Origin of the sequence: Leifsonia sp. 563 (genome assembly GCF_040545055.1) — a bacterium.
Classification (GTDB): domain Bacteria; phylum Actinomycetota; class Actinomycetes; order Actinomycetales; family Microbacteriaceae; genus Leifsonia.
Genome location: NZ_JBEPLE010000003.1, coordinates 437,556 through 455,594, shown reverse-complemented (window position 1 = coordinate 455,594; position 18,039 = coordinate 437,556). Strand labels below are relative to the sequence as shown.

At 69.4% G+C, this 18,039-nt stretch carries 17 protein-coding genes; 5 read left to right on the top strand and 12 right to left on the bottom strand.

Annotated features, from left to right (window positions below):
• Positions 1-103: 103 nt before the first annotated feature.
• Positions 104-847 carry a phosphotransferase gene (locus tag ABIC47_RS12705; protein ID WP_354480863.1) on the bottom strand — a complete coding sequence of 248 codons (744 nt, stop codon included), beginning with the start codon at positions 845-847 and terminating at the stop codon, positions 104-106.
• 56 nt (positions 848-903) lie between these two features.
• Between ABIC47_RS12705 and ABIC47_RS12700 the strand changes: the two genes are divergently transcribed.
• Complete coding sequence (locus ABIC47_RS12700; protein ID WP_354480861.1) at positions 904-1,170, top strand: DUF1049 domain-containing protein; 267 nt, start codon at positions 904-906, stop codon at positions 1,168-1,170.
• A 56-nt stretch (positions 1,171-1,226) separates the two neighbouring features.
• Here the strand turns inward: ABIC47_RS12700 and ABIC47_RS12695 are convergent, their stop codons facing one another.
• The 9 genes from ABIC47_RS12695 to ABIC47_RS12655 all read right to left on the bottom strand — a co-directional run bounded on the left by ABIC47_RS12695 (position 1,227) and on the right by ABIC47_RS12655 (position 12,043).
• The gene (locus ABIC47_RS12695; RefSeq protein WP_354480859.1) at positions 1,227-3,185 is read right to left on the bottom strand and encodes a glycoside hydrolase family 127 protein; all 1,959 of its coding nucleotides are present in this window, start codon (positions 3,183-3,185) and stop codon (positions 1,227-1,229) included.
• Positions 3,182-4,897: an amylo-alpha-1,6-glucosidase gene (locus ABIC47_RS12690; protein WP_354480857.1), complete on the bottom strand. Its 1,716-nt coding sequence runs from the start codon at positions 4,895-4,897 to the stop codon at positions 3,182-3,184. The genes ABIC47_RS12695 and ABIC47_RS12690 overlap by 4 nt, the downstream gene beginning before the upstream one ends.
• Before the next feature lie 2 nt (positions 4,898-4,899).
• Positions 4,900-5,718 carry a carbohydrate ABC transporter permease gene (locus ABIC47_RS12685; protein ID WP_018189611.1) on the bottom strand — a complete coding sequence of 273 codons (819 nt, stop codon included), beginning with the start codon at positions 5,716-5,718 and terminating at the stop codon, positions 4,900-4,902.
• Entirely contained in the window at positions 5,715-6,686 is a 972-nt protein-coding gene (locus tag ABIC47_RS12680) for a carbohydrate ABC transporter permease (protein WP_354480855.1), read from the bottom strand. Before ABIC47_RS12680 ends, ABIC47_RS12685 begins: the two co-directional genes overlap by 4 nt.
• A 37-nt stretch (positions 6,687-6,723) precedes the next feature.
• The gene (locus ABIC47_RS12675) at positions 6,724-7,974 is read right to left on the bottom strand and encodes a sugar ABC transporter substrate-binding protein (protein WP_020075757.1); all 1,251 of its coding nucleotides are present in this window, start codon (positions 7,972-7,974) and stop codon (positions 6,724-6,726) included.
• 70 nt (positions 7,975-8,044) lie between these two features.
• Positions 8,045-9,052: a LacI family DNA-binding transcriptional regulator gene (locus tag ABIC47_RS12670; RefSeq protein ID WP_018189608.1), complete on the bottom strand. Its 1,008-nt coding sequence runs from the start codon at positions 9,050-9,052 to the stop codon at positions 8,045-8,047.
• A 405-nt stretch (positions 9,053-9,457) separates the two neighbouring features.
• Positions 9,458-10,471: a LacI family DNA-binding transcriptional regulator gene (locus tag ABIC47_RS12665; RefSeq protein ID WP_354480853.1), complete on the bottom strand. Its 1,014-nt coding sequence runs from the start codon at positions 10,469-10,471 to the stop codon at positions 9,458-9,460.
• A gap of 92 nt (positions 10,472-10,563) precedes the next feature.
• Positions 10,564-11,004: an MSMEG_6728 family protein gene (locus ABIC47_RS12660; protein WP_354480851.1), complete on the bottom strand. Its 441-nt coding sequence runs from the start codon at positions 11,002-11,004 to the stop codon at positions 10,564-10,566.
• 19 nt (positions 11,005-11,023) lie between these two features.
• Positions 11,024-12,043, bottom strand: coding sequence for a LacI family DNA-binding transcriptional regulator (locus ABIC47_RS12655; protein ID WP_354480849.1), 1,020 nt, complete (start codon positions 12,041-12,043; stop codon positions 11,024-11,026).
• Between the two features lie 183 nt (positions 12,044-12,226).
• Between ABIC47_RS12655 and ABIC47_RS12650 the strand changes: the two genes are divergently transcribed.
• The 4 genes from ABIC47_RS12650 (at position 12,227) to ABIC47_RS12635 (ending at position 16,293) form a co-directional block, all read left to right on the top strand.
• Positions 12,227-13,531: an ABC transporter substrate-binding protein gene (locus ABIC47_RS12650; RefSeq protein WP_354480848.1), complete on the top strand. Its 1,305-nt coding sequence runs from the start codon at positions 12,227-12,229 to the stop codon at positions 13,529-13,531.
• Between the two features lie 5 nt (positions 13,532-13,536).
• Entirely contained in the window at positions 13,537-14,496 is a 960-nt protein-coding gene (locus ABIC47_RS12645; protein ID WP_354480846.1) for a carbohydrate ABC transporter permease, read from the top strand.
• On the top strand, positions 14,493-15,353 hold the full coding sequence (locus ABIC47_RS12640) for a carbohydrate ABC transporter permease (RefSeq protein WP_354480844.1): 861 nt from the start codon (positions 14,493-14,495) through the stop codon (positions 15,351-15,353). Before ABIC47_RS12645 ends, ABIC47_RS12640 begins: the two co-directional genes overlap by 4 nt.
• A gap of 115 nt (positions 15,354-15,468) precedes the next feature.
• Positions 15,469-16,293, top strand: a complete 825-nt coding sequence (locus ABIC47_RS12635) for an alpha/beta fold hydrolase (RefSeq protein WP_089880485.1) — start codon at positions 15,469-15,471, stop codon at positions 16,291-16,293.
• Positions 16,294-16,349: 56 nt separating this feature from the next.
• Here ABIC47_RS12635 and ABIC47_RS12630 read toward each other — a convergent pair whose 3' ends face one another.
• The gene (locus ABIC47_RS12630) at positions 16,350-17,093 is read right to left on the bottom strand and encodes an alpha/beta hydrolase (RefSeq protein ID WP_354480842.1); all 744 of its coding nucleotides are present in this window, start codon (positions 17,091-17,093) and stop codon (positions 16,350-16,352) included.
• A gap of 179 nt (positions 17,094-17,272) precedes the next feature.
• Entirely contained in the window at positions 17,273-18,010 is a 738-nt protein-coding gene (locus ABIC47_RS12625) for a GntR family transcriptional regulator (protein WP_354480840.1), read from the bottom strand.
• Between the last annotated feature and the right edge of the window lie 29 nt (positions 18,011-18,039).

Below are 18,039 nucleotides of genomic sequence, written 5' to 3'. Positions count from 1 at the left end.
GTCCGTCCGTCCCGCGGCGTGCTGCTTCGCGCCGCACATTCGTGCCGAATGTGCGCTTTGCGGCGCTCAAAGCGCACATTCGGCACGAATCTCGGCCCGGGTTCTACAGGGCGCGCGCCCACATGTCGCGGTGAGTGGTCACGTAGTGGGTCACCGCCCGCCAGTGCGCTCCGTGCCCGGTCTCGTACATCGTCGCCCACGGCTCGCGACCCGCGCGGTTCGACGTGTGGAGCAGGTCGTACATCGCCTGGGTCCTGCGGCCCATCTCGGTCGGGAGGTTGGCGCGCAGACTCTTGTCGGCGCCGTACCCGTCGACGAATGCCGCGAGCGCCCGGGCGGAGTCCTCGGGGGCGCGGGCCGGGTCGTTGAGCGTGAACGCCTGGGCGGCGTAGGCCAGATCCCAGAGGCGGGTGCTGGGGGCGGAGGCGTCCCAGTCGATGAACAGCCAGCGGTCACCCACAATCAGGTTCCACGGAGCCAGGTCGTTGTGGCAGACGAGCTCCGCGCCGGGTGCAGGGATCGCCGTCTCCCAGACCGCATGCGGCGGCGGGATGAAGTCCGCACTCGCGTCGTGGATAGCGCGGACCATCTCCCCGACCCGATGCAGCTCGGACAGGGTGAGCGGGTCCGCATCCATCGCCAGACGGCCCGGCACGAACTCCTGGACCTGCCGCCCCTCGTCGTCGCGGCCCAGCGGGGCGGGCGCATCCACACCGGACACCCGCAAGTGCTCGACGAACGACACGACGCTCGGCGTCGCCGCCGTCCACGGCTTGCGGACCGTGTCGCCGATGCGCACCACCGCGCCCCCGGCGTTTCCCCCGGCGAGCGCCTCTTCCTCATCCACAGGTCGAGGCTAGCCGCCCCTGGCGACCCACCCCTCCCCACCGCCATACTGACCGGATGAGCAGCGCGGGGAACTCCGGCCGGGATGACGAGAACCGTCTGACGCGGTTCCTGAAACGCAAGTGGCTGGCGATCGTCCTCATCCTGCTGTTGGTGATCGTCGCCGTGCAGAACCTCGTCGGCGGCGACCGTGCGACCATCTTCGTGCTGTGGACGCAGGTTCAGGTGCCGACCTGGCTGCTGGTGGTGCTGGTCTTCCTGGTCGGCGGAGTCGTCGGCTGGGTGCTCGCGCGCAACCGTGCGGCCAGGCGCGCGCGGCGCTGAGGCGTTTCGAAGGACTCGGCTGCCGGCCCCGATGACTCGCCGGCAGCCGAGCGTCGTCAGCCTGCGGCGGGGATCCACACCCGCATCAGGCTCGGTCCGCGGTTCGCCCAGTGGGCGTAGGGGATGAGGCCCGCCGTGACCGCCTGGCCCGACCGGGCGGTCACGGCGGAGTCGAGGCGGAGGTACGGCCAGTCGTCGGTGGGGACGCGGTCGGCGGCGTCGTCGCGGTCGTCGTTGCGCCCATCTTCCACGATCAGCCGCACGGACGCACCGTCTGCGGTGGAAACCGGCGCAGTTCCCGTGTCGACCCGGACGCGATCGAACCCTGTCGTGCCGGGCAGATCCACCGACTCCAGGCACAGCACGAGCGGCCCGCGCTCGACGGCGACGGTCCCGCGCACGGCGTCGACCGCGTCGGGTGCGACGGTGAACCGCGGGGAGGTGTCGAGGTCGAGCACCAGCTCGTCGCCCGGAGCGAAGGCACGGCGCAGACGCAGGACGTCGCCGTCGACGGGGACGGGTTCGCCGTTCAGGCTCGCGCGCGCCCGGCCGCGAGACCAGGCGGGGATGCGCAGGCTCAGGGTGAACTCCGACGCTTCGACCACCGAGACGACCACTCGACCGTCGAAGGGGTAGCCGGTGCGGACGGCGAGCGCGACGTGCCTGCCGTCCGGGAGGGCCGTATCCACATCCAGATCCGCGTACTGGTGGAGTTGGACGCCGTCGTCGTCGGCCGTCGCGAAGTACGCGCCGACGCTCGCCAGCGTGCGGGCGACGTTCGTCGGACAGCAGGACACCTCGAACCAGGGCGCGCGGAGGTTGGCCTCTGCGCGCTCGCTCAGCTCGTCGTCGTGCGTCTCCGACGCCAGCTCTCGCTGGTGCAGAGTGTTGGCGTAGTAGAACGCGCGGCCGTCCTCCCGGGGGGAGACGAGCACCGCGTTGAGGAGCGTCCGCTCGATGAGGTCCGCATGAGCCGGGTCGGCGGTCTGCAGGAGCAGGCGCCAACTGACCATGACGGAGCCGATGGCGGCGCAGGTCTCGGCGTAGGCGCGATCCGGCGGCAGTTCGTCGTCGGCGCCGAACTCCTCGTTCTGGTGGTGCGAGCCGATCCCGCCCGTGAGATAGGTGCGGTGCGCGACCGTCCGTCGCCACTGGTTCTGCACGGCGGCGAGCAGGCCGTCGTCGCCGGTCTCGACGGCGACATCGGCCGCCCCGGCCGTGAAGTAGGCGGCGCGGACCGCGTGCCCGCGCAGCACGGTCGCCTCGCGGACCGGCACGTCGTCGAGGAAGTAGTCGCTGCCCTGGAACAGGGTCGTGGCGAGGGTCCGGCGGCCGCGCCGCTCCACGAAGATCCGCGCCAGCTCGATGTACCGCTGCTCACCGAGGGCGCGCCCGAGCTCGACCAGCGCCGGCTCGATCTCCGGGTGACCGCAGATCGCATCCCGGCCGCCCTCGCCGAACTCGCGGGCGACGTGGTCGGCCAGCCGCCGGGCGGTCCGGACGAGCACGTCGTCGGGATGCCCGCTCCGTGCACGCGCGACCGCCGCCTGGAAGAGGTGGCCGAAGCAGTACAGTTCGTGGCCCCACTCGAGATCGCTGTACCGCGGACGCTGACCGGGACGCCCGAAGGCGGTGTGCAGGTAGCCGTCAGGCTCCTGCGCCGCCGCCACGCGGGCGGCTAAGGCCGAGTAGCGCGCCTCGAGCCCGGCATCGGGACGACGGCCGAGCTCCCAGGCCATCGCCTCGAGCAGCTTGTAGACCTCCGAGTCGACGAACTCGATCCCGTCGTGGTGCTCGGCGACGGTGCCCGCGGCGGCACGGTCGAAGTTGCCGATCCAGCCGATCCGCTCCATCCACGTCTCGCAGTGGTCGAGGATGACGGTCGCGTTGAGCTGCTGCTTGTCGGCCCAGAATCCGCCCGAGATGCGGACCTCGTCCGGTCCGAGCGGCCGGAGGAGGCTGCGGGAGGGGACGACCGGTCCCCCGGTCAGCAGGGCGGTCGAGGTGAGGGTCATCGTTCTCCCGACGGTCGGTGGGTGGCGAGCAGCAGGTAGACCGCTGCCGTCCAGGTGTAGGCACGGTCGCGCAGGCCGTCGCCGGTGAGGGCGTCGAAGTTCTCGGCGAATCCGGAGCGCTCGCAGGCGGCGAGGAAGGCGTCCGCGACCCGGTCGGCCAGCTCGCCGTGCCCGGCGCGGCGCAGGCCGTCGACGATGAGGTGGGTGCTCGGCGCCCAGACCGGTCCGCGCCAGTAGCCGTCGGCGGTGTACTGCGCCGAGTCAGGCAGCTCGGTGGCCGGTCCCCACGGTGTGAGGTGGGCCTCGACCGCGGCGGCGAGCGCGGACGCGATGTCGGCGGGAAGACGGTCTCCGAGCACGATGGGGAGCGACCCGAGCAGGCTCGTGGAGGTGGACGGCCGCCCCGAGGCGACCGACCGGGCGACGAAGTGGTCGCCCGCCCACAACTCGTCGAACAGCGCCCGCTCGATCGCGATGCGCTCGTCCTCCCACTCTGCCGGAGACTCTCCGACCTCGACCGCGAGACTGCCCAGCTCATCCAGCTGCAGCATGAGGAACGCGGCGAGGTCGGGCGACTCGACCACCCGATCCCGGTCGAAGAGCGTTGAGTTGTCCCACCCGCTGTCGTTGCCGTGCTGGTAGTACGGGAGCGCATGACCGGGTGCGCGGCGGCTGTCGAGCCAGAACCGTGTCCAGGCGGAGAGCCTCCGGTACACCAGGCGCAGCGCTCCGTCGTCGAAGGGTGTGGAGACGCGCTCCCGCAGGAGCCGGAACGCCCAGCCGTGGATGGGCGGCTTCACGAAGTTGTAGAGCACCTCGGAGTGCGTGACCGAGTCGGGCAGCGCTCCGCCCGCGTCCTGGTGGTCGAAGGGCAGGAGGAACTGGTCGAGAGCGGCCTCCGCATCGAGCGGTGCGAGGGCGAGGGCGTTGAAGCAGTGGTCCCACGACCAGACCTTGTCCATCCAGTGCTTCGACATCAGCACCGCCTCGCGGCCGACGAAGCCGCCGGGCTCGACGGTGGCCGACCAGAGCACGTACGCGGCCTTCACCGCGGTGGGCGTCGCCTCCGCCCCGGCCAGCAGGCCGGAGCAGTACGCCGCGAACTCCGCACGGCGGTGCCTTACCAGGTCGTCGAAGGATGCGGTGGCGTCGAGTGGACGCGGACCCGCCTCGGTCTGCTCCAGCCGGACCTCCCACGGGTCGTCCGCGCCGAACGCCACCTCCCGGGCTCCGCTGCCGAGCAGCCCGTCGCCCACGATCTCCGCCGAACCGGCCAGGACCGTGAACCGGTAGCGCCGGCCGGTCTCGTAGCTGGTCAACGTGGTGGCTCCGTCGACGGGATCGGTGAACAGGTACCCACCGGTGAACGGGGTCAGCTCGTCGGAGGCGGCGAACCGCATCCCGAGTCCCCGGCCGCGGAAGCGTATGGCTCCGGGATGCTCGAACACGGCCTCCACGAGCCCGTCGCCCGCGGTCCAGGCGACGCGGGAGGCGGTGGCCTCGACACGGGCCGCGGTGGCGGCGCGCGCCACCGGCGTGAGCCGGAGCACGGCGTGCATCCCGGTGACATGGCTGACGAGATGGAGGTCGTCCGACACCTGGTGCGTGCCGATCACCGGCGAGATGTCGAGCCAGCTGCCCCGGACGGAGAACGGGATCTCGGACAGGTCGACGGCGACGTCGGTCGACGCGATGGTGCTGAGGTTCGTCACGGTCAGTCCTTCACGGCCCCGGCGGTGACGCCGGCGGCGACGTAGCGTTGCGCGAGCACGAGCAGCACGGCGGCGGGCACCGACGCGACCACGGCGGTCGCCATGATGGCGTTCCACTCCTGGTTGTTGTTGCCGATGTACTTGTAGATGCCGAGCGTGATCGTCTGCAGAGCCCCGCCGCTGTTCAGCGTCGACGAGAACACGAAGTCGGACCACGCCCAGAGGAACGCGAACAGCGACACCGTGACGATGGAGTTGCGGCTGACCGGGAGCACGATCGAGCGGAACGTGCGCCAGGTGCTCGCGCCGTCGATCTTCGCGGCGTTCATCAGCTCGTCGGGGATGCCGGACATGAACGCGCTGAAGATCAGCACGCCGAACGGCACGGCCAGCGTCGAGTCCGCGATGATCAGGCCCCACAGCGTGTTCAGGATGCCGAGGTTGAGGTAGATCGCGTAGAACCCCATCGCCATGATGATCCCGGGGATCATCTGCGCGATGAGCAGCAGGAAGTTGAGGACGCCGCGGCCGCGTGGGCGCAGCTTCGCCAGCGAATACGCGGCCGGAGCCGAGATCGCGACCGTGAGGATCACGGTGCCGATCCCGACGAGCAGGCTCGTGCCGAGGTACGGCAGCTGCTGGTCGAGCACGGCCTGATAGCCCTCGAAGGTGGCGTGGATGGGGAACAGGTCCGGCGGGCTCTTCCGCATCAGACTCGTCGGAGTCAGCGAGACGTTGATCATCCAATAGACGGGGAAGAGCATCACCAGCGTCAGCACGACACCGACGACGGTCTTCCACCAGGGCCGCTTGCCGTTCATGCGAGGTCCTGCTTCCTCTGGGTGCGGATGTACACGAAGCCGAAGACGAGAGCGAGGATGATCAGCAGGTTGCCGACCGCGGCCGCCGGGCTGAAGTCCGGCAGGGTCGAGGCGAACCCGAGCTGGTACGACCAGGTCGCGAACGTCGTGGACGCCGTTCCGGGCCCGCCGCGCGTCATGATCCAGATGATGTCGAACACCTTGAGCGTGTAGATCAGCCCGAGCAGCAGGGTGATCGCCGACACCGGGCGCAGCAGCGGGAAGGTCACCCGCCAGAAGCGCTGCCATCCGTTGGCCCCGTCGATCGACGCCGCCTCGTACAGCTCCTGCGGGATGTTCTGCAGGCCTGAATAGAGGATGACCAGGTTGAAGGGGATGCCGATCCAGATGTTCGCGATGATGACGCTGGTCAGCGCCCAGTCCGGCGAGGTCAGCCAGTTGATCCCGGGCAGTCCGAACGCCTCGAGCGCCGCGTTGACGACACCGGAGTCGCTGTTCAGCATCCACGACCAGGTGGAGGCGGAGACGATCAGCGGAAGCAGCCACGGCACCAGGAAGAGGGCGCGCAGCGTGGCCGAGAGGCGGAAGTTCTGGTGGAAGAACACCGCCAGCGCCAGCCCGATCGTGAACTGGAACGCGATCGAGACGAGGGTGAAGACGGCGGTGTGCCAGAACGCCGGCCCGAAGGTCGGATCCTGCAGCACCTTGATGTAGTTGTCGAGCCCGACGAACGGGGCGTCGCCCATCACGAACGACCGGACGGTGTAGTCGCGGACGCTGAGCTCGACGTTACGATAGAGCGGCCACGCGTAGAACACGACCAGGTAGATCACGACGGGGGCGAGGAACGCCCACGCCGTCCACGAGCCGCGCCGATGCCGGCGCCGGGGCGCGGGTGGGACGGCGGCTCGCACCGTCCCACCCCCGTCCGTGGCCGTGCCGCGCGACGCTGTCTGAGTTGTCGTCATCGGTGTTTCCTCAGTTGCGTTGCTGGTCGTGCTCGGGTTACTTGGTGGCTGCGGCCGCTGCCGTCTGGGCCGCCTTCAGGGCGTCCGCGGGCGACTGCGCTCCGCTGAGGGCGTTCTGGACCGCGGTCCAGAGCTCCTTGGAGATCTTCGGGTACTTCGTGCCGAGGTCGTCGCTGGTGCGGCCCTTCGCCGCGGCGACGGCATCGACCCACGGCTGCAGCTCCGGGTTCGCGGCGACCTGCTCCTTCTGCGCCGCCTCCGTGGGGGCGATGTAGGAGAGCGTGGTGTCGGTCTTCACGAAGCTCTTCGTGCTGGTGAGGCACTCGGCGATCTTCTTCGAGGTGGCGTAGCGGGCGGTGTCCTTCTGTACGGGGAGCGTCATGAACTCGCCGCCGGTCGGAGCGGGAGCCGCTCCCCCATCCATCGCCGGGATGCTGAGGATGCCGTAGTCGATCCCGGCCTTCTTCACGTTGCCCAGCTGCCAGGTGCCGTTCTCACCAAACGCGAAGTCGCCGGTGGCGAACTCCTGCCACGACGTCGTCTGCGTGTTGTTGATGACCGAGTTGGGGGCGTATCCCTTCTTCACCCAGTCCGTCCACAGCGAGAGCGCCTGCTCGGCCTTGTCCGAGTCCAGCTTCGTCAGGTTGGCGCCGGAGCCCCAGAACCACGGCAGGAACTGGAAGCTGCCCTCCTCGGTCCCGATCGCCGAGAAGGTGATGCCCTTCTTGCCGGCGGCCGTGACCTTGGCGAGGGCGTCGGTGAGCGTCGACCAGTCCTTGATCGAGCTCGCGTCCACCCCGGCGGCCGACAGCACGGCCTTGTTGTAGTAGAGCGCCAGGGTGTTGGCCCCGATCGGTACGCCGTACGTCTTCCCGTCGAGCTGACCGGCAGCCAGGATGTTCTTCTGGATGTCGGACGTGTCAAGCTTGTTCTCCGACGTGGTGGTCAGGATGCCGGCCTCGGCCAGCGTCGAGACGACCGGGTTGTCGACGAGCAGCAGGTCGGGGGAGCTGCCCTGCTGGCCGGCGAGCAGCGCCTTGTTGGTCAGGTCGCTGGTGTCGTAGCCGGTGCGCTTCACGGTCACTCCGGCCTCCGTTCCGCACTGCTCGACGAGCTTCGTCCAGTCGGCCGATGCGTCGAACTGCGGGTACGGATCCCAGAACGTGTAGGTGCCTCCGGCGCTTCCGCTCGAGCCGGAGCCCGAGCCCGAGCAGGCGGCGACGCCGGCGACGACCGCCGCGGCGACGACCGCTGCGCCGAGCAGGCGCGAGGTCTTCTTGGTGATCACAGTATTCCTCCTTGAATCGTGCACTGGGGCGAGTCCGGCCGGGGGCGCTGAGCGTGCTGCGTGGGGCGGTTCATCGGGTGCTCCCACGGTCGGTTATTTCGGGGGCGACGAATCTCGTCACCGCCGGACCGGCGAGATCGGGTGAGGTGATCCGCCGGACGAGCTGCCGGACCGCGGAGCGGCCCAGCTCATCGGGTGAGCTCTCGACTGCCGTGTACGGCAGGGAGAACGCTCGGCCGAAGTCCTTCGCGTAGAGGCTGACGACCGAGAGGTCGTCGGGCGTGCTGACGCCGCGCGCGGTGAGCACCGAGGGCAGCGCCGCGATCGTCGCGTCATTGTGGACGATGAGCGCGGTGGCGGTGGGCCGGGCGTCGAGCATGGCGTTGATGCTCCGGCCGATCTCGGGCTGCCGCGCCTCGCCGTAGTACGGGTGCATCTGCAGGCCGTAACGGGCGGCGCGCTCGAGGGCCGCATCCCGGAATCGCCAGCCGTAGGCGCCGCCGCGCTCGAAGACGTGGAGCGGGGGCGACACGACGATGATCTCGCGGTGGCCGCGCGCGTAGAGGTGGTCGACCAGCATGCGGGCGGACTCGCCGAAGTCGAGGTCGAAGACGTCGAGGCCCTCGGTGTGCTTCGGGAGGCCGACCAGGGCTCCGGGCTGCGCGGCGTCACGGAGAGTGGCCAGGCGCGGGTCTTCGTGGACGACGTCGAGCAGGACGACGCCGTCGACCATCCCGGAGCTGGTGACCCGGCGCAGGGCGGCGACGCTGTCGAGTTCGGTGACGAGCAGGATGTCGTAGCCGAGCTCGCGGGCCGTGTCGGACACCGGAAGGATGTACTCGAGCATGGCGGGGGCGAACTCGTCGGCATGGAACTGCGTGAGCAGGCCGATGACCATCGTCTGCGAGGTGGCGAGCGCGCGGGCGCCCGCATTGACGATGAAGCCGAGGTTCGTGATCGCCTCGTCGATGCGGCGGCGGGTGTCCGGGGAGATGGAGCGCTTGCCGGAGAGGGCGTACGAGACGGTGCTCGTGGAGACGCCGGCTGCACGTGCCACGTCGGTGATGGTGACGGCCATCGCGCCCCTCCTTCGCTCCATCGGGAAGTCGTCGGCCCGACTATTGTCGAACCGCTTCGATGAAGATAGCGCGCTCGCGCGTGCTGCACAAGTCGAACCGCTTCGCTCCTGCGCGAATCGGCACCTTCTCGCTCCGATTCAGCCCGCAGACGGCCCGTTACACCCCCTCTCCGGGCGTGCCCGACCTCGTCACCGAACCGCTTCGACGCATCCCCACCCCGCGAGATTTGGCGCAAATCGCGGGAAACGCGCCGCTATTACCGAGATTTGGCGCAAATCGTGGGAAAGCGGCCGCGATAACCGAGATTTGGCGCAAATCTCGCGAGGGGACGGCGGAGATTCGGCACGAATGTGCGGAGTGGAGCGCTCAAAACGCACATTCGGCACGAATGTGCGCGGCGCGGCTCAGACCGCGCGCGTGCTGCCCCGGTCGACGAACCCCGGCTCGATCAGGCGCACCTGAGGCGGCTCGGCACCCTCGGGATCGGCGATGCGCTCCACGAGGCGGGACACCGCCCACTCCCCCAGCAGCTCCGGACGCGTGTCGACGGAGGTGTACGGCAGCGAGAACGCCGTCCCGAACTCGGCGGAGAACATGCCGACGACGGAGAGGTCGTCGGGCACCGAGATCCCGCGCTCATGCAGCAACGACGGCAGCGCGGCGATCGTTGCGTCGTTGTGCACGACGAGAGCCGTCGCGGACGGATACCGGTCGAGCGCGGCCGTGACGGCCTGCCCGAGAGCGGGCTGGCGCGACTCCCCCTCCACGATGTGCAGCTGCATGCCGTGGCGCGCTGCCCGCTCCGCCGCCGCATCGCTGAACCGCCAGGCGTACGAGCCACCGCGCTCCGAGACGTGCCGTGGCGGCGTGACGACGACGACCTCCCTGTGCCCGAGCCCGTGCAGGTGATCGAGAGCATTCCGTGCCGCCTCGCCGAAGTCGAGGTCGACCGCGTCGAAGCCCTCGGCGTTCTTCGCATACCCGATGAGTGCGGCCGGCTGGCGGGTCTGCCGCAGCGGTTCCAGTCGCGGGTCGTCGTAGGTGACGTCGAGGAGGACCACCCCGTCCACCATCGCCGACGACGTGGTGCGGCGGATGGCCGCATCCACGTCGGGGTCCGTCACCATCAGCAGGTCGAACCCGTGATTGCGGGCCGTCGTCGACACCGGCAGCACGTACTGCAGCATCGCGGGCGCGAACTCGTCCTCCTGGAACTGGAGGAACAGACCGAGCACGTTCGTCTGCGACAGCGCCAGGGCGCGGGCGCCGGCGTTGGGCGTGAAGTCGAGCTCCACGATGGCCCGCTGGATGCGCTCCCGCGTCTCCTCGGAGATGGCCCGCTTGCCCGACAGCGCGTACGACACCGTGCTCGGGGTCACCCCCGCGACCCGTGCCACATCCCGGATCGTCGCCGCCATCGCCCCTCCAGCCGTTCGCCGTGTCAATTCTCACACGGGCTTGCAAGTCGAACCGATTCGAATCTCGTCGCGCGTTGGCTCAGCGCGTTGGCTCACTCCCGCGTCGGCACAGGCCAGACGTAGGGCAGATCGTCGGGCACCCCCGGAAACAGCGGCCCGTAGAACTCGGCGTCCTTGCGGACCAGGTTCGACTGGTGGCTGCGGTGGAAGTCCGGGTCGCCGATCCACGGCGGCGGCTCCAATTCCTCCTGCGACAGCGCCTCGACCTCCGGCGCGAAAGCCAGTACCTGCGGCCGCACGGTATCGGCGTGGCCCTGCTCGATCCATGCGTCCGTCGACTCGAGCGCGTACTTCGTCAGCGCGGGGAGGTATCCACGCCACATCTTCGCGACAGGATGGTGGCGCCAGCCGTACCCGGGAACGGTGATCGCCCGCAGCACCTGCAACGCCTCGACGCGCTGCTTGCCCATGCGCGCGCGGTCGAGCACGCGGACGCTCCGGGCGAAAGACGGATAGGGCAGGAAGGTCTGCACGCCCGTCACGGTACCCGCGTCAGCGCGGGGCGGCGGTGGACCGGCGGACGACCAGTTGAGTGGACAGGTCGACGCGGGGCGGCTCGGTCGCTGCCCCGCCGCCGTCGGAGCTGGCGAGCAGGAGGCGCACCGCCACCGCCCCCATCTCGGAGATGGGCTGCCGAATCGTGGTGAGCGGCGGCGAGGCCCAACTCGCCTCCGGCACGTCGTCGAAGCCGACCACGCTCAGGTCCTCGGGGACACGCAGCCCGAGCTTCTCCGCCGCGTCGTAGACGCCGACGGCCATCAGGTCTGAGCACGCGAACACCGCGGTGGGCCGGTCGGGAGCGGAGAGCAGGGGTGCGACGGCCTCCGCCGCCAGCCGGCGATCCCAGTTGCCGTGCACGACGGCGCACGGCGGCGTCCCCGAGACGTCGAGGGCCGAGCGGAAGCCGTCGATGCGCGCCCGGCTGTACAGGTGGGTGCGGTCGCCACCGACCACGGCGAACCTCCTGTGCCCGAGCGACAGCAGATGCTCGGCGGCGGAACGGCCGCCGTCCCAGTTGGTCACGCCGACACGGGCGACGGGTGCGCTCGGCTCGCTCATCGGTGTCACCAGCACGACGGGGATGCGCGCGGCCTCGAGAGCGGCGAAGTGGCTGGGGGCCGGATCCACCAGCACGACGACCGCGCCGTGCGACGGGCGCCGGAGCAGCCGGGAAACCCAGTTGCCGTCCTCCCGGGCGATGGTGATGACGACATCCACGTTCGCCGTGGTGGCCGCGTTCTCCACACCGGTGAGCACGCCGTTGGCCCACGTTCCGTGGACGTGATTGACGACGAGGTCGATCATCGCGGGCGCATCGGCGTCCGGCCCTTGGGTCTTCCCCCCTCGCGCGTAGCCCACCGAGCGGACGGCATCCATGACTCGCTCGCGGGTCGACGGCGACACATCCGTGCCGCCCCGCAGGACTTTCGACACGGTCGGGACGCTCGTGCCGGCGACCCTGGCCACATCGGAGAGCGTCGGCCGGCCGCGCGAGCCACCCTGATCGACCATGACGCCACCCTACTCGCGGCCTCGAGACCCACGCAAACTTTCGTAATCATGAACGCTTGATCTGGCGCAATTTAGCTGAAATGATCGGGCCTGCGCTGATCACCTCGCATTGATTTTGCGCAACTCCCCGCTATTCGACGGAGAAAGCCGCCGGAATGAACCGGCCGATGGAGGAGAAGACACATGACGAACGGGTTGATCTCGAGCACCGTCTCCCGCAGGGGCCTGCTCGCGGGAGCGGGCGGTCTGGCCGTCCTCGCCGCACTCACCGCCTGCTCCCCGGGAGGGACGCGGTCATCGACGGTGAAGTTCTGGAATATGCCCTGGGGCGGCACCGCATTCTCGCCGCTGGACAAGCGCATCACCCTCGCCTACAAGCCGGCGGACGGGCTCCCCGCGGCCGGATATCAAGCGGTCCAGTGGGCCAACTTCACGACGACCTTCGCCTCCGCGATCGCGTCGGGAACAGGCCCGGCGGTCAGCAGCGGCAGCGGCACGCAGGCGTTCCAGTTCGCGGAGAAGAACCACATCGCCTACGCGGACGGCCTTCTGGAGTCGTGGCGGAAGGACGGCCTCTACGACGACTTCCTCCCCGGCCTGCTGGACACGATGAAGACCGACAAGGGCTACGTCGCCGTTCCGTACAACCTCGACATGCGGGCCCTCTGGTACCGGAAGTCCCTTCTCGAGAAAGCCGGTGTAGAACCGCCGACCGACTGGCAGTCGTACCTCGACGTCTGCGCGGCCCTCAAGAAGATCGGCGTGTTCGGCTTCGGGATCGCCTCCGGCGCCCAGGGGAACGGTTTCCAGTCGCTGGTCGGCCTGCTGATCAACAACGGCGGCGGCCTGTTCAATGCGGACCAGAAGCCCGACTGCGTCACCCCGGCGAACATCGAGGCTCTCGAGTTCGTCGTCGAGCTGGTGCGGAAGGGCTACATGGACCCGGGCAGCGTCAGCTACTCGACCACCAACGCGCAGAGCCAGTGGAAAGCGGGGACGTTCGGGATGGGCTTCGAGGGCCCGGGCCTCGCCCAGGTGCTCGGCGGGTCGCTGGTCTCGGACATGGCGGTCACGGATCCGTTGACCGGAGCCGGGGGAGGCAAGGGCGCGCTGTACTTCCCGAACAACATCATGATGTACCGGCGCACGCCCAGCCAGAAGGGGTCCGAGGCCTTCCTCACCTACTACTACAAGAACATGGCGCCGCTGTGGACCCAGAAGACCGGCGTCGGCCTCCCGGTGTTGAAGTCCATCGCGCAGACGCCCGAGTTCCGCGCGGACGCGAACGCCGTCGCGATGGTCGAGAAGTGGCAGCCGATCTGCAAGACGTGGGCGGCTCCGGGAGGTGACGCTCTCTTCGCCGACGTCTCCCTGGTCGACAGCACGCCGGCGATGAGCACCTTCGCGCAGAGCGTCCTCTCGTTGAAGGCGACGCCGAAGGAAGCGTTGCAGACGCTCCAGCGCACCCTGACCTCCCAGCAGAAGTGACGCCCGTGACGTCCTCCTCCGTCCTCGATTCCGTCCGCCGCGCCCGTCAGGGCGTCGCCGTCGCCGGTCCCGGCCGCCCGGGAGGCCGGCGCCCCCGCCGCTTGAGCTCGCGCGGGCTCACCCTCCTGCTCTTCGCGGTGCCCGCCATCCTCCTGCTGCTCCTGCTCAACCTGTATCCGGTGATCTACGCCGGGCAGCAGTCCCTGCGCGACGGCGATCTCGTCGACGCCGGCTCGTTCGTCGGGCTGCAGAACTACGCGGCCGTCCTGACCTCACCGGAGTTCTGGCGGGCGGCCGGCTTCACCGTGGTCTTCACCATCGTGGGGGTCTTCGGAAGCTGGGCCATCGGGCTGGGTCTCGCGCTGCTGTTGCGGACCCGCGTCCCCGCGCGCGGAGTGCTGAAGGTGCTGCTCCTCCTGCCCTGGGTGGTTCCGATCGTGGTGTCGTCCACTTCGTGGAACTGGCTGGTGGCCACGCCGCAGAGCCCGCTCCCCCTTATCGCGAAGGCCCTGGGGTTCGGGGATGTGCTGTTCCTCGCCGACCCTCTCCTCGCGCAGATCACGGTGTGCGTGTTCAAGGTGTGGGTGAGCTTCCCGTTCATGATGATGATGATGTCGTCGGCCCTGGCGTCGGTCGACACGACCGTCTACGAGGCCTCCCGGGTCGACGGCGCCACGCCGCGGCAGACGTTCCGTTTCGTGACGCTGCCGATGATCGCCCGGTCCACCTACATCAGCTGGATCCTCATGACGATCTTCTGCGTCAACGACTTCCCGACGATCTTCCTGCTGACGGGCGGGGGTCCGGTGGATTCGACCCAGACCCTGGTGGTGCTGGCCTACACGACCGTGTTCCAGAACTTCCAGACCGGCCCCGGTGTCGCGATCGCGTTCCTGATGACGCTCGTGCTCATCGTGGTGAGCGTCACCCTCTATCGCCAGATCCGAAAGGCGGGGATCGAATGACCGCGCTCGCTCAACCGACCACCTCGGCCCCGGCGCGTGCGGTGCGCCCCGCCGGAGACCGCGGCCGCTGGTGGCGGTTCGCCTTGCTTGCCGCGATCAGCGCGGTCGTCCTCGTCCCGCTCGCCGCTGTCGTCGCCCTGTCGCTGCAGCCCTCGCTGGGGAGCAGCGCGACCGGGGTCACACTCGAGAACTACGCGACGGTGTTCACGTCGACCGACATCGCGCTGTGGGTGGGAAACAGTCTGATCGTCACGCTCATCACCGTGGCGGTGTCCGTGGTGATCGCCGCGCCGGCCGGATACGTGCTCTCCCGTGGCCGCGGCCGGCTCGTCGCCGGGTTCTCGCTCACGCTCTTCGTCATCCAGTCGCTCCCGGTGGTCACCGCGGTCATCCCGCTGTTCATCCTGTTCGCGCAGATCGGCCTGGTCGACACGCTCGGCGGGGTCGTCATCCTGTACGTCGGCGGCACGATGTCGGTCGCGATCTGGATGATGGCGGCCTACTTCGACTCCATCCCGATCAGCCTCGAGGAGGCCGCGTGGATGGACGGCTGCTCCGTGTTCGGAAGCTTCACGCGCGTGGTGCTGCGCAACTCGCTTCCCGGAGTGCTCTCCACGGCGATCTTCGCGTTCCTGCTGGCGTGGAACGACTACCTGGTCGCGGTCGTGTTCCTGCGCTCCGACCAGAACTACACGCTTCCGATCGGACTGCAGACCTTCTTCCAGCAGAACCAGACCGACTGGGGTCCGGTGATGAGCGTCGCCGTGGTCATGATGATCCCGCCCATCGTCGTATTCGCCGTGCTCAACCGCTACTTCAGCGTCGGCGGGATCGGCGGCTCGCTGGCAGGTCGCTGACGGTCGGTCCGGTACCCCTGGTTCCGCACCCGTACCGACGGCTAGGTTGAGAGCGCGCCGAACGTTCCGCAGCACCGTCCCACAGCACCCCGCTTCGCCACTCCCGGAGGGAACCATGGGCACTGTCACCACGTCAGATGGCATCGAGATCTACTACAAGGACTGGGGAACCGGTCAACCCATCGTCTTCAGCCACGGCTGGCCGCTTTCGGCCGACGACTGGGACACCCAGCTGCTGTTCTTCCTGCAGCACGGCTACCGCGTCGTCGCCCACGACCGCCGGGGCCACGGCCGTTCCACGCAGTCCGGCGACGGGCACGACATGGACCACTACGCCGCCGACCTGCGCGCCGTGGTCGAGGCGCTCGACCTTCACGACGCCATCCACGTCGGCCACTCGACCGGTGGAGGCGAGGTCGCTCACTACATCGCCACCTACGGCGAGGACCGGGTCGCCCGGGCGGTGCTGATCAGCGCCGTTCCGCCGATCATGGTGCAGACCGAGAACAACCCCGGCGGTCTGCCGAAGAGCGTCTTCGACGACCTGCAGGCGCAGCTCGCCAAGAACCGGTCGGAGTTCTACCGGGCACTGCCGTCCGGTCCGTTCTACGGGTTCAACCGGCCGGGCGTCGAGTCGTCCGAGGCGATCATCGAGAACTGGTGGCGTCAGGGCATGATGGGCGGCGCGAAGGCGCACTACGACGGGATCGTCGCGTTCTCGCAGACCGACTTCACCGAGGACCTCAAGAAGATCTCGGTGCCCGTCCTCGTCATGCACGGCGAGGACGACCAGATCGTGCCGTACGCCGACTCGGGCCCCCTCTCGGCGAAGCTCGTCCAGAACGGCACGCTGAAGTCGTACCCGGGCTTCCCGCACGGGATGCCGACCACGCAGGCGGAGACGATCAACGCCGACCTGCTGGAGTGGCTCCAGTCGTAGCGTCCGCCGACGCGAAGTATCGGGCCACCCGCCTTCCGACGGGTGGCCCGATGTCGTCAGCGCAGGTGCCGGGCGAAGAACCGGGCCGCGTCCTCGCCGGCGAACGCGGGGACACCCCGGTGGCCGCCGAGGTTCGCCTGCAACGTCTTCTCCGTCGAGCCGAACGCGTCGAACAGGTCGAGCGCCGCCTGCCGGTCGTTGCCCTCGTCATCCCATTGCAGGAGCACATGCAGCGGGATGGTGACCTGCCGCGCCTCCTCCTGGATGACGGACGGGATGTAGCTGCCGGCGAAGAGCCCGGCCGCGACCACCCGTGGCTCGGTGAGAGCCAGCCGGACGCCGACGGAGATGAATCCGCCGGAGTACCCGACCGGACCGGTGATCTCCGGCAGTGCGAGAGCCGCATCCACCGCCGACCGCCATTCCGGGACGGCCCCCTCGACGAGCGGGAGCACGAGACGGTCGACGAGGTCAGGGCCGACCGGGTCTCCCGCCGCGAGCGTGCGACCGAGGTCGGCGCGCGCCTCCTCCGTCACCGCCGATGGCGGGCGGTCGCCCGTCCCGGGCAGCTCAATGGTGAGCGAAGCGAAGCCGTCGGCCGCGGCCTGTCGCGCTCGCCCGACGAGCCGCGGGTACATCTGCTCGACGCCGCCGGGATGCCCCAGCAGGATCAGCGGGACGGGCGCGGAGGAGGATGCGGATTCGGGCGTCCACAGGATGCCCGGGATTCCGCCGAGGGTGAAGCGGCGCTCGGTGACGCCGTCGACGAGGTGTGGTGCTGAAGTGAAATCGAAGTGCATGGTCGTGCCTTTCGTGGAGTGCCTGAAGGGCGCTCCCGGACGACCTATCGCCCGACCGTGTCCTCAGAGAAGAGCACCCACGTCGTTTCGTTCATGGGTATCACCTCCTCGATCTGCTGCACGGACGCCGAAAGCGTAGCACCGGCTCGCCCTGCGATCATCCCCGAGCCCCGATCGACTCAGCCGCCCATCCTCCGCATCGCCGCGGCGGTGAGCCGGGTGTGCACCTGGAAGGCGACCGTTCCGGGGACGTAGCGGTCCTCGCCGTACTCGATCGGGCGGCCTCCGGCGTCGGAACTCTCCCGGCGCAGCCGCAGCAGCGGGGACGAACGGCGCACGCCGAGCAGCTGGGCGTCCTCGCTCGTCGCGGCGGTCGCGTCCAGCGTGTTGTCGGCCTGGCCCGTGACGATCCCGAAGCGGTCGAAGAGCACCTGCACGACCGATGCCTCGCGCGGCGAGAGCGACTGGATGATCGGGATCATCCAGGTGGCGTACGTGGTCCGCTCGAGCATCACGCGCCGGCCGTCGAGTGTGCGGAGGCGGACCACCCGCAGCACCTCGTCCCCCTCGTCGAGGTGGAGGCGGCGCCGTTCGGCGACGCGGGCGGGCGCGGTCTGGAGCGACACCACCTGGCCGCCCGGCGTCATCCCCCTGCTCCGTGCCCACTGGGCGAAGGAGCGAAGTTCGTCGAACTCCTGCCCCTGACGCGCCGCGGCGACGACCCACGAGGAGCCCTGGCGCGAGGTCAGGTCGCCGCGGGCGCGCAACAGGGCGAGCGCCCGTCGCACGGTGCCGCGGGCGACGCCGTAGGTCTCCGCCATCCGGTTCTCCGACGGCAGGGAGGTGCCCGCGGCGAACTCGCCCTGGAGGATGCGCGCGCCCAGGTCTTCGGCGATCTCTCGATACAGCGTCGGCATGTTCGGTCCTTCCGCTCATCCTGGTCGCG

Coding starts and splice junctions, on each gene's coding strand:
- ABIC47_RS12635 (WP_089880485.1), top strand. CDS start 15,469: ATGGGCACTGTCACCACGTCAGATGGCATCGAGATCTACTACAAGGAC.
- ABIC47_RS12640 (WP_354480844.1), top strand. CDS start 14,493: ATGACCGCGCTCGCTCAACCGACCACCTCGGCCCCGGCGCGTGCGGTG.
- ABIC47_RS12670 (WP_018189608.1), bottom strand. CDS start 9,052: ATGGCCGTCACCATCACCGACGTGGCACGTGCAGCCGGCGTCTCCACG.
- ABIC47_RS12695 (WP_354480859.1), bottom strand. CDS start 3,185: ATGACCCTCACCTCGACCGCCCTGCTGACCGGGGGACCGGTCGTCCCC.
- ABIC47_RS12700 (WP_354480861.1), top strand. CDS start 904: ATGAGCAGCGCGGGGAACTCCGGCCGGGATGACGAGAACCGTCTGACG.
- ABIC47_RS12650 (WP_354480848.1), top strand. CDS start 12,227: ATGACGAACGGGTTGATCTCGAGCACCGTCTCCCGCAGGGGCCTGCTC.
- ABIC47_RS12665 (WP_354480853.1), bottom strand. CDS start 10,471: ATGGCGGCGACGATCCGGGATGTGGCACGGGTCGCGGGGGTGACCCCG.
- ABIC47_RS12655 (WP_354480849.1), bottom strand. CDS start 12,043: ATGGTCGATCAGGGTGGCTCGCGCGGCCGGCCGACGCTCTCCGATGTG.
- ABIC47_RS12630 (WP_354480842.1), bottom strand. CDS start 17,093: ATGCACTTCGATTTCACTTCAGCACCACACCTCGTCGACGGCGTCACC.
- ABIC47_RS12625 (WP_354480840.1), bottom strand. CDS start 18,010: ATGCCGACGCTGTATCGAGAGATCGCCGAAGACCTGGGCGCGCGCATC.
- ABIC47_RS12685 (WP_018189611.1), bottom strand. CDS start 5,718: ATGAACGGCAAGCGGCCCTGGTGGAAGACCGTCGTCGGTGTCGTGCTG.
- ABIC47_RS12680 (WP_354480855.1), bottom strand. CDS start 6,686: ATGACGACAACTCAGACAGCGTCGCGCGGCACGGCCACGGACGGGGGT.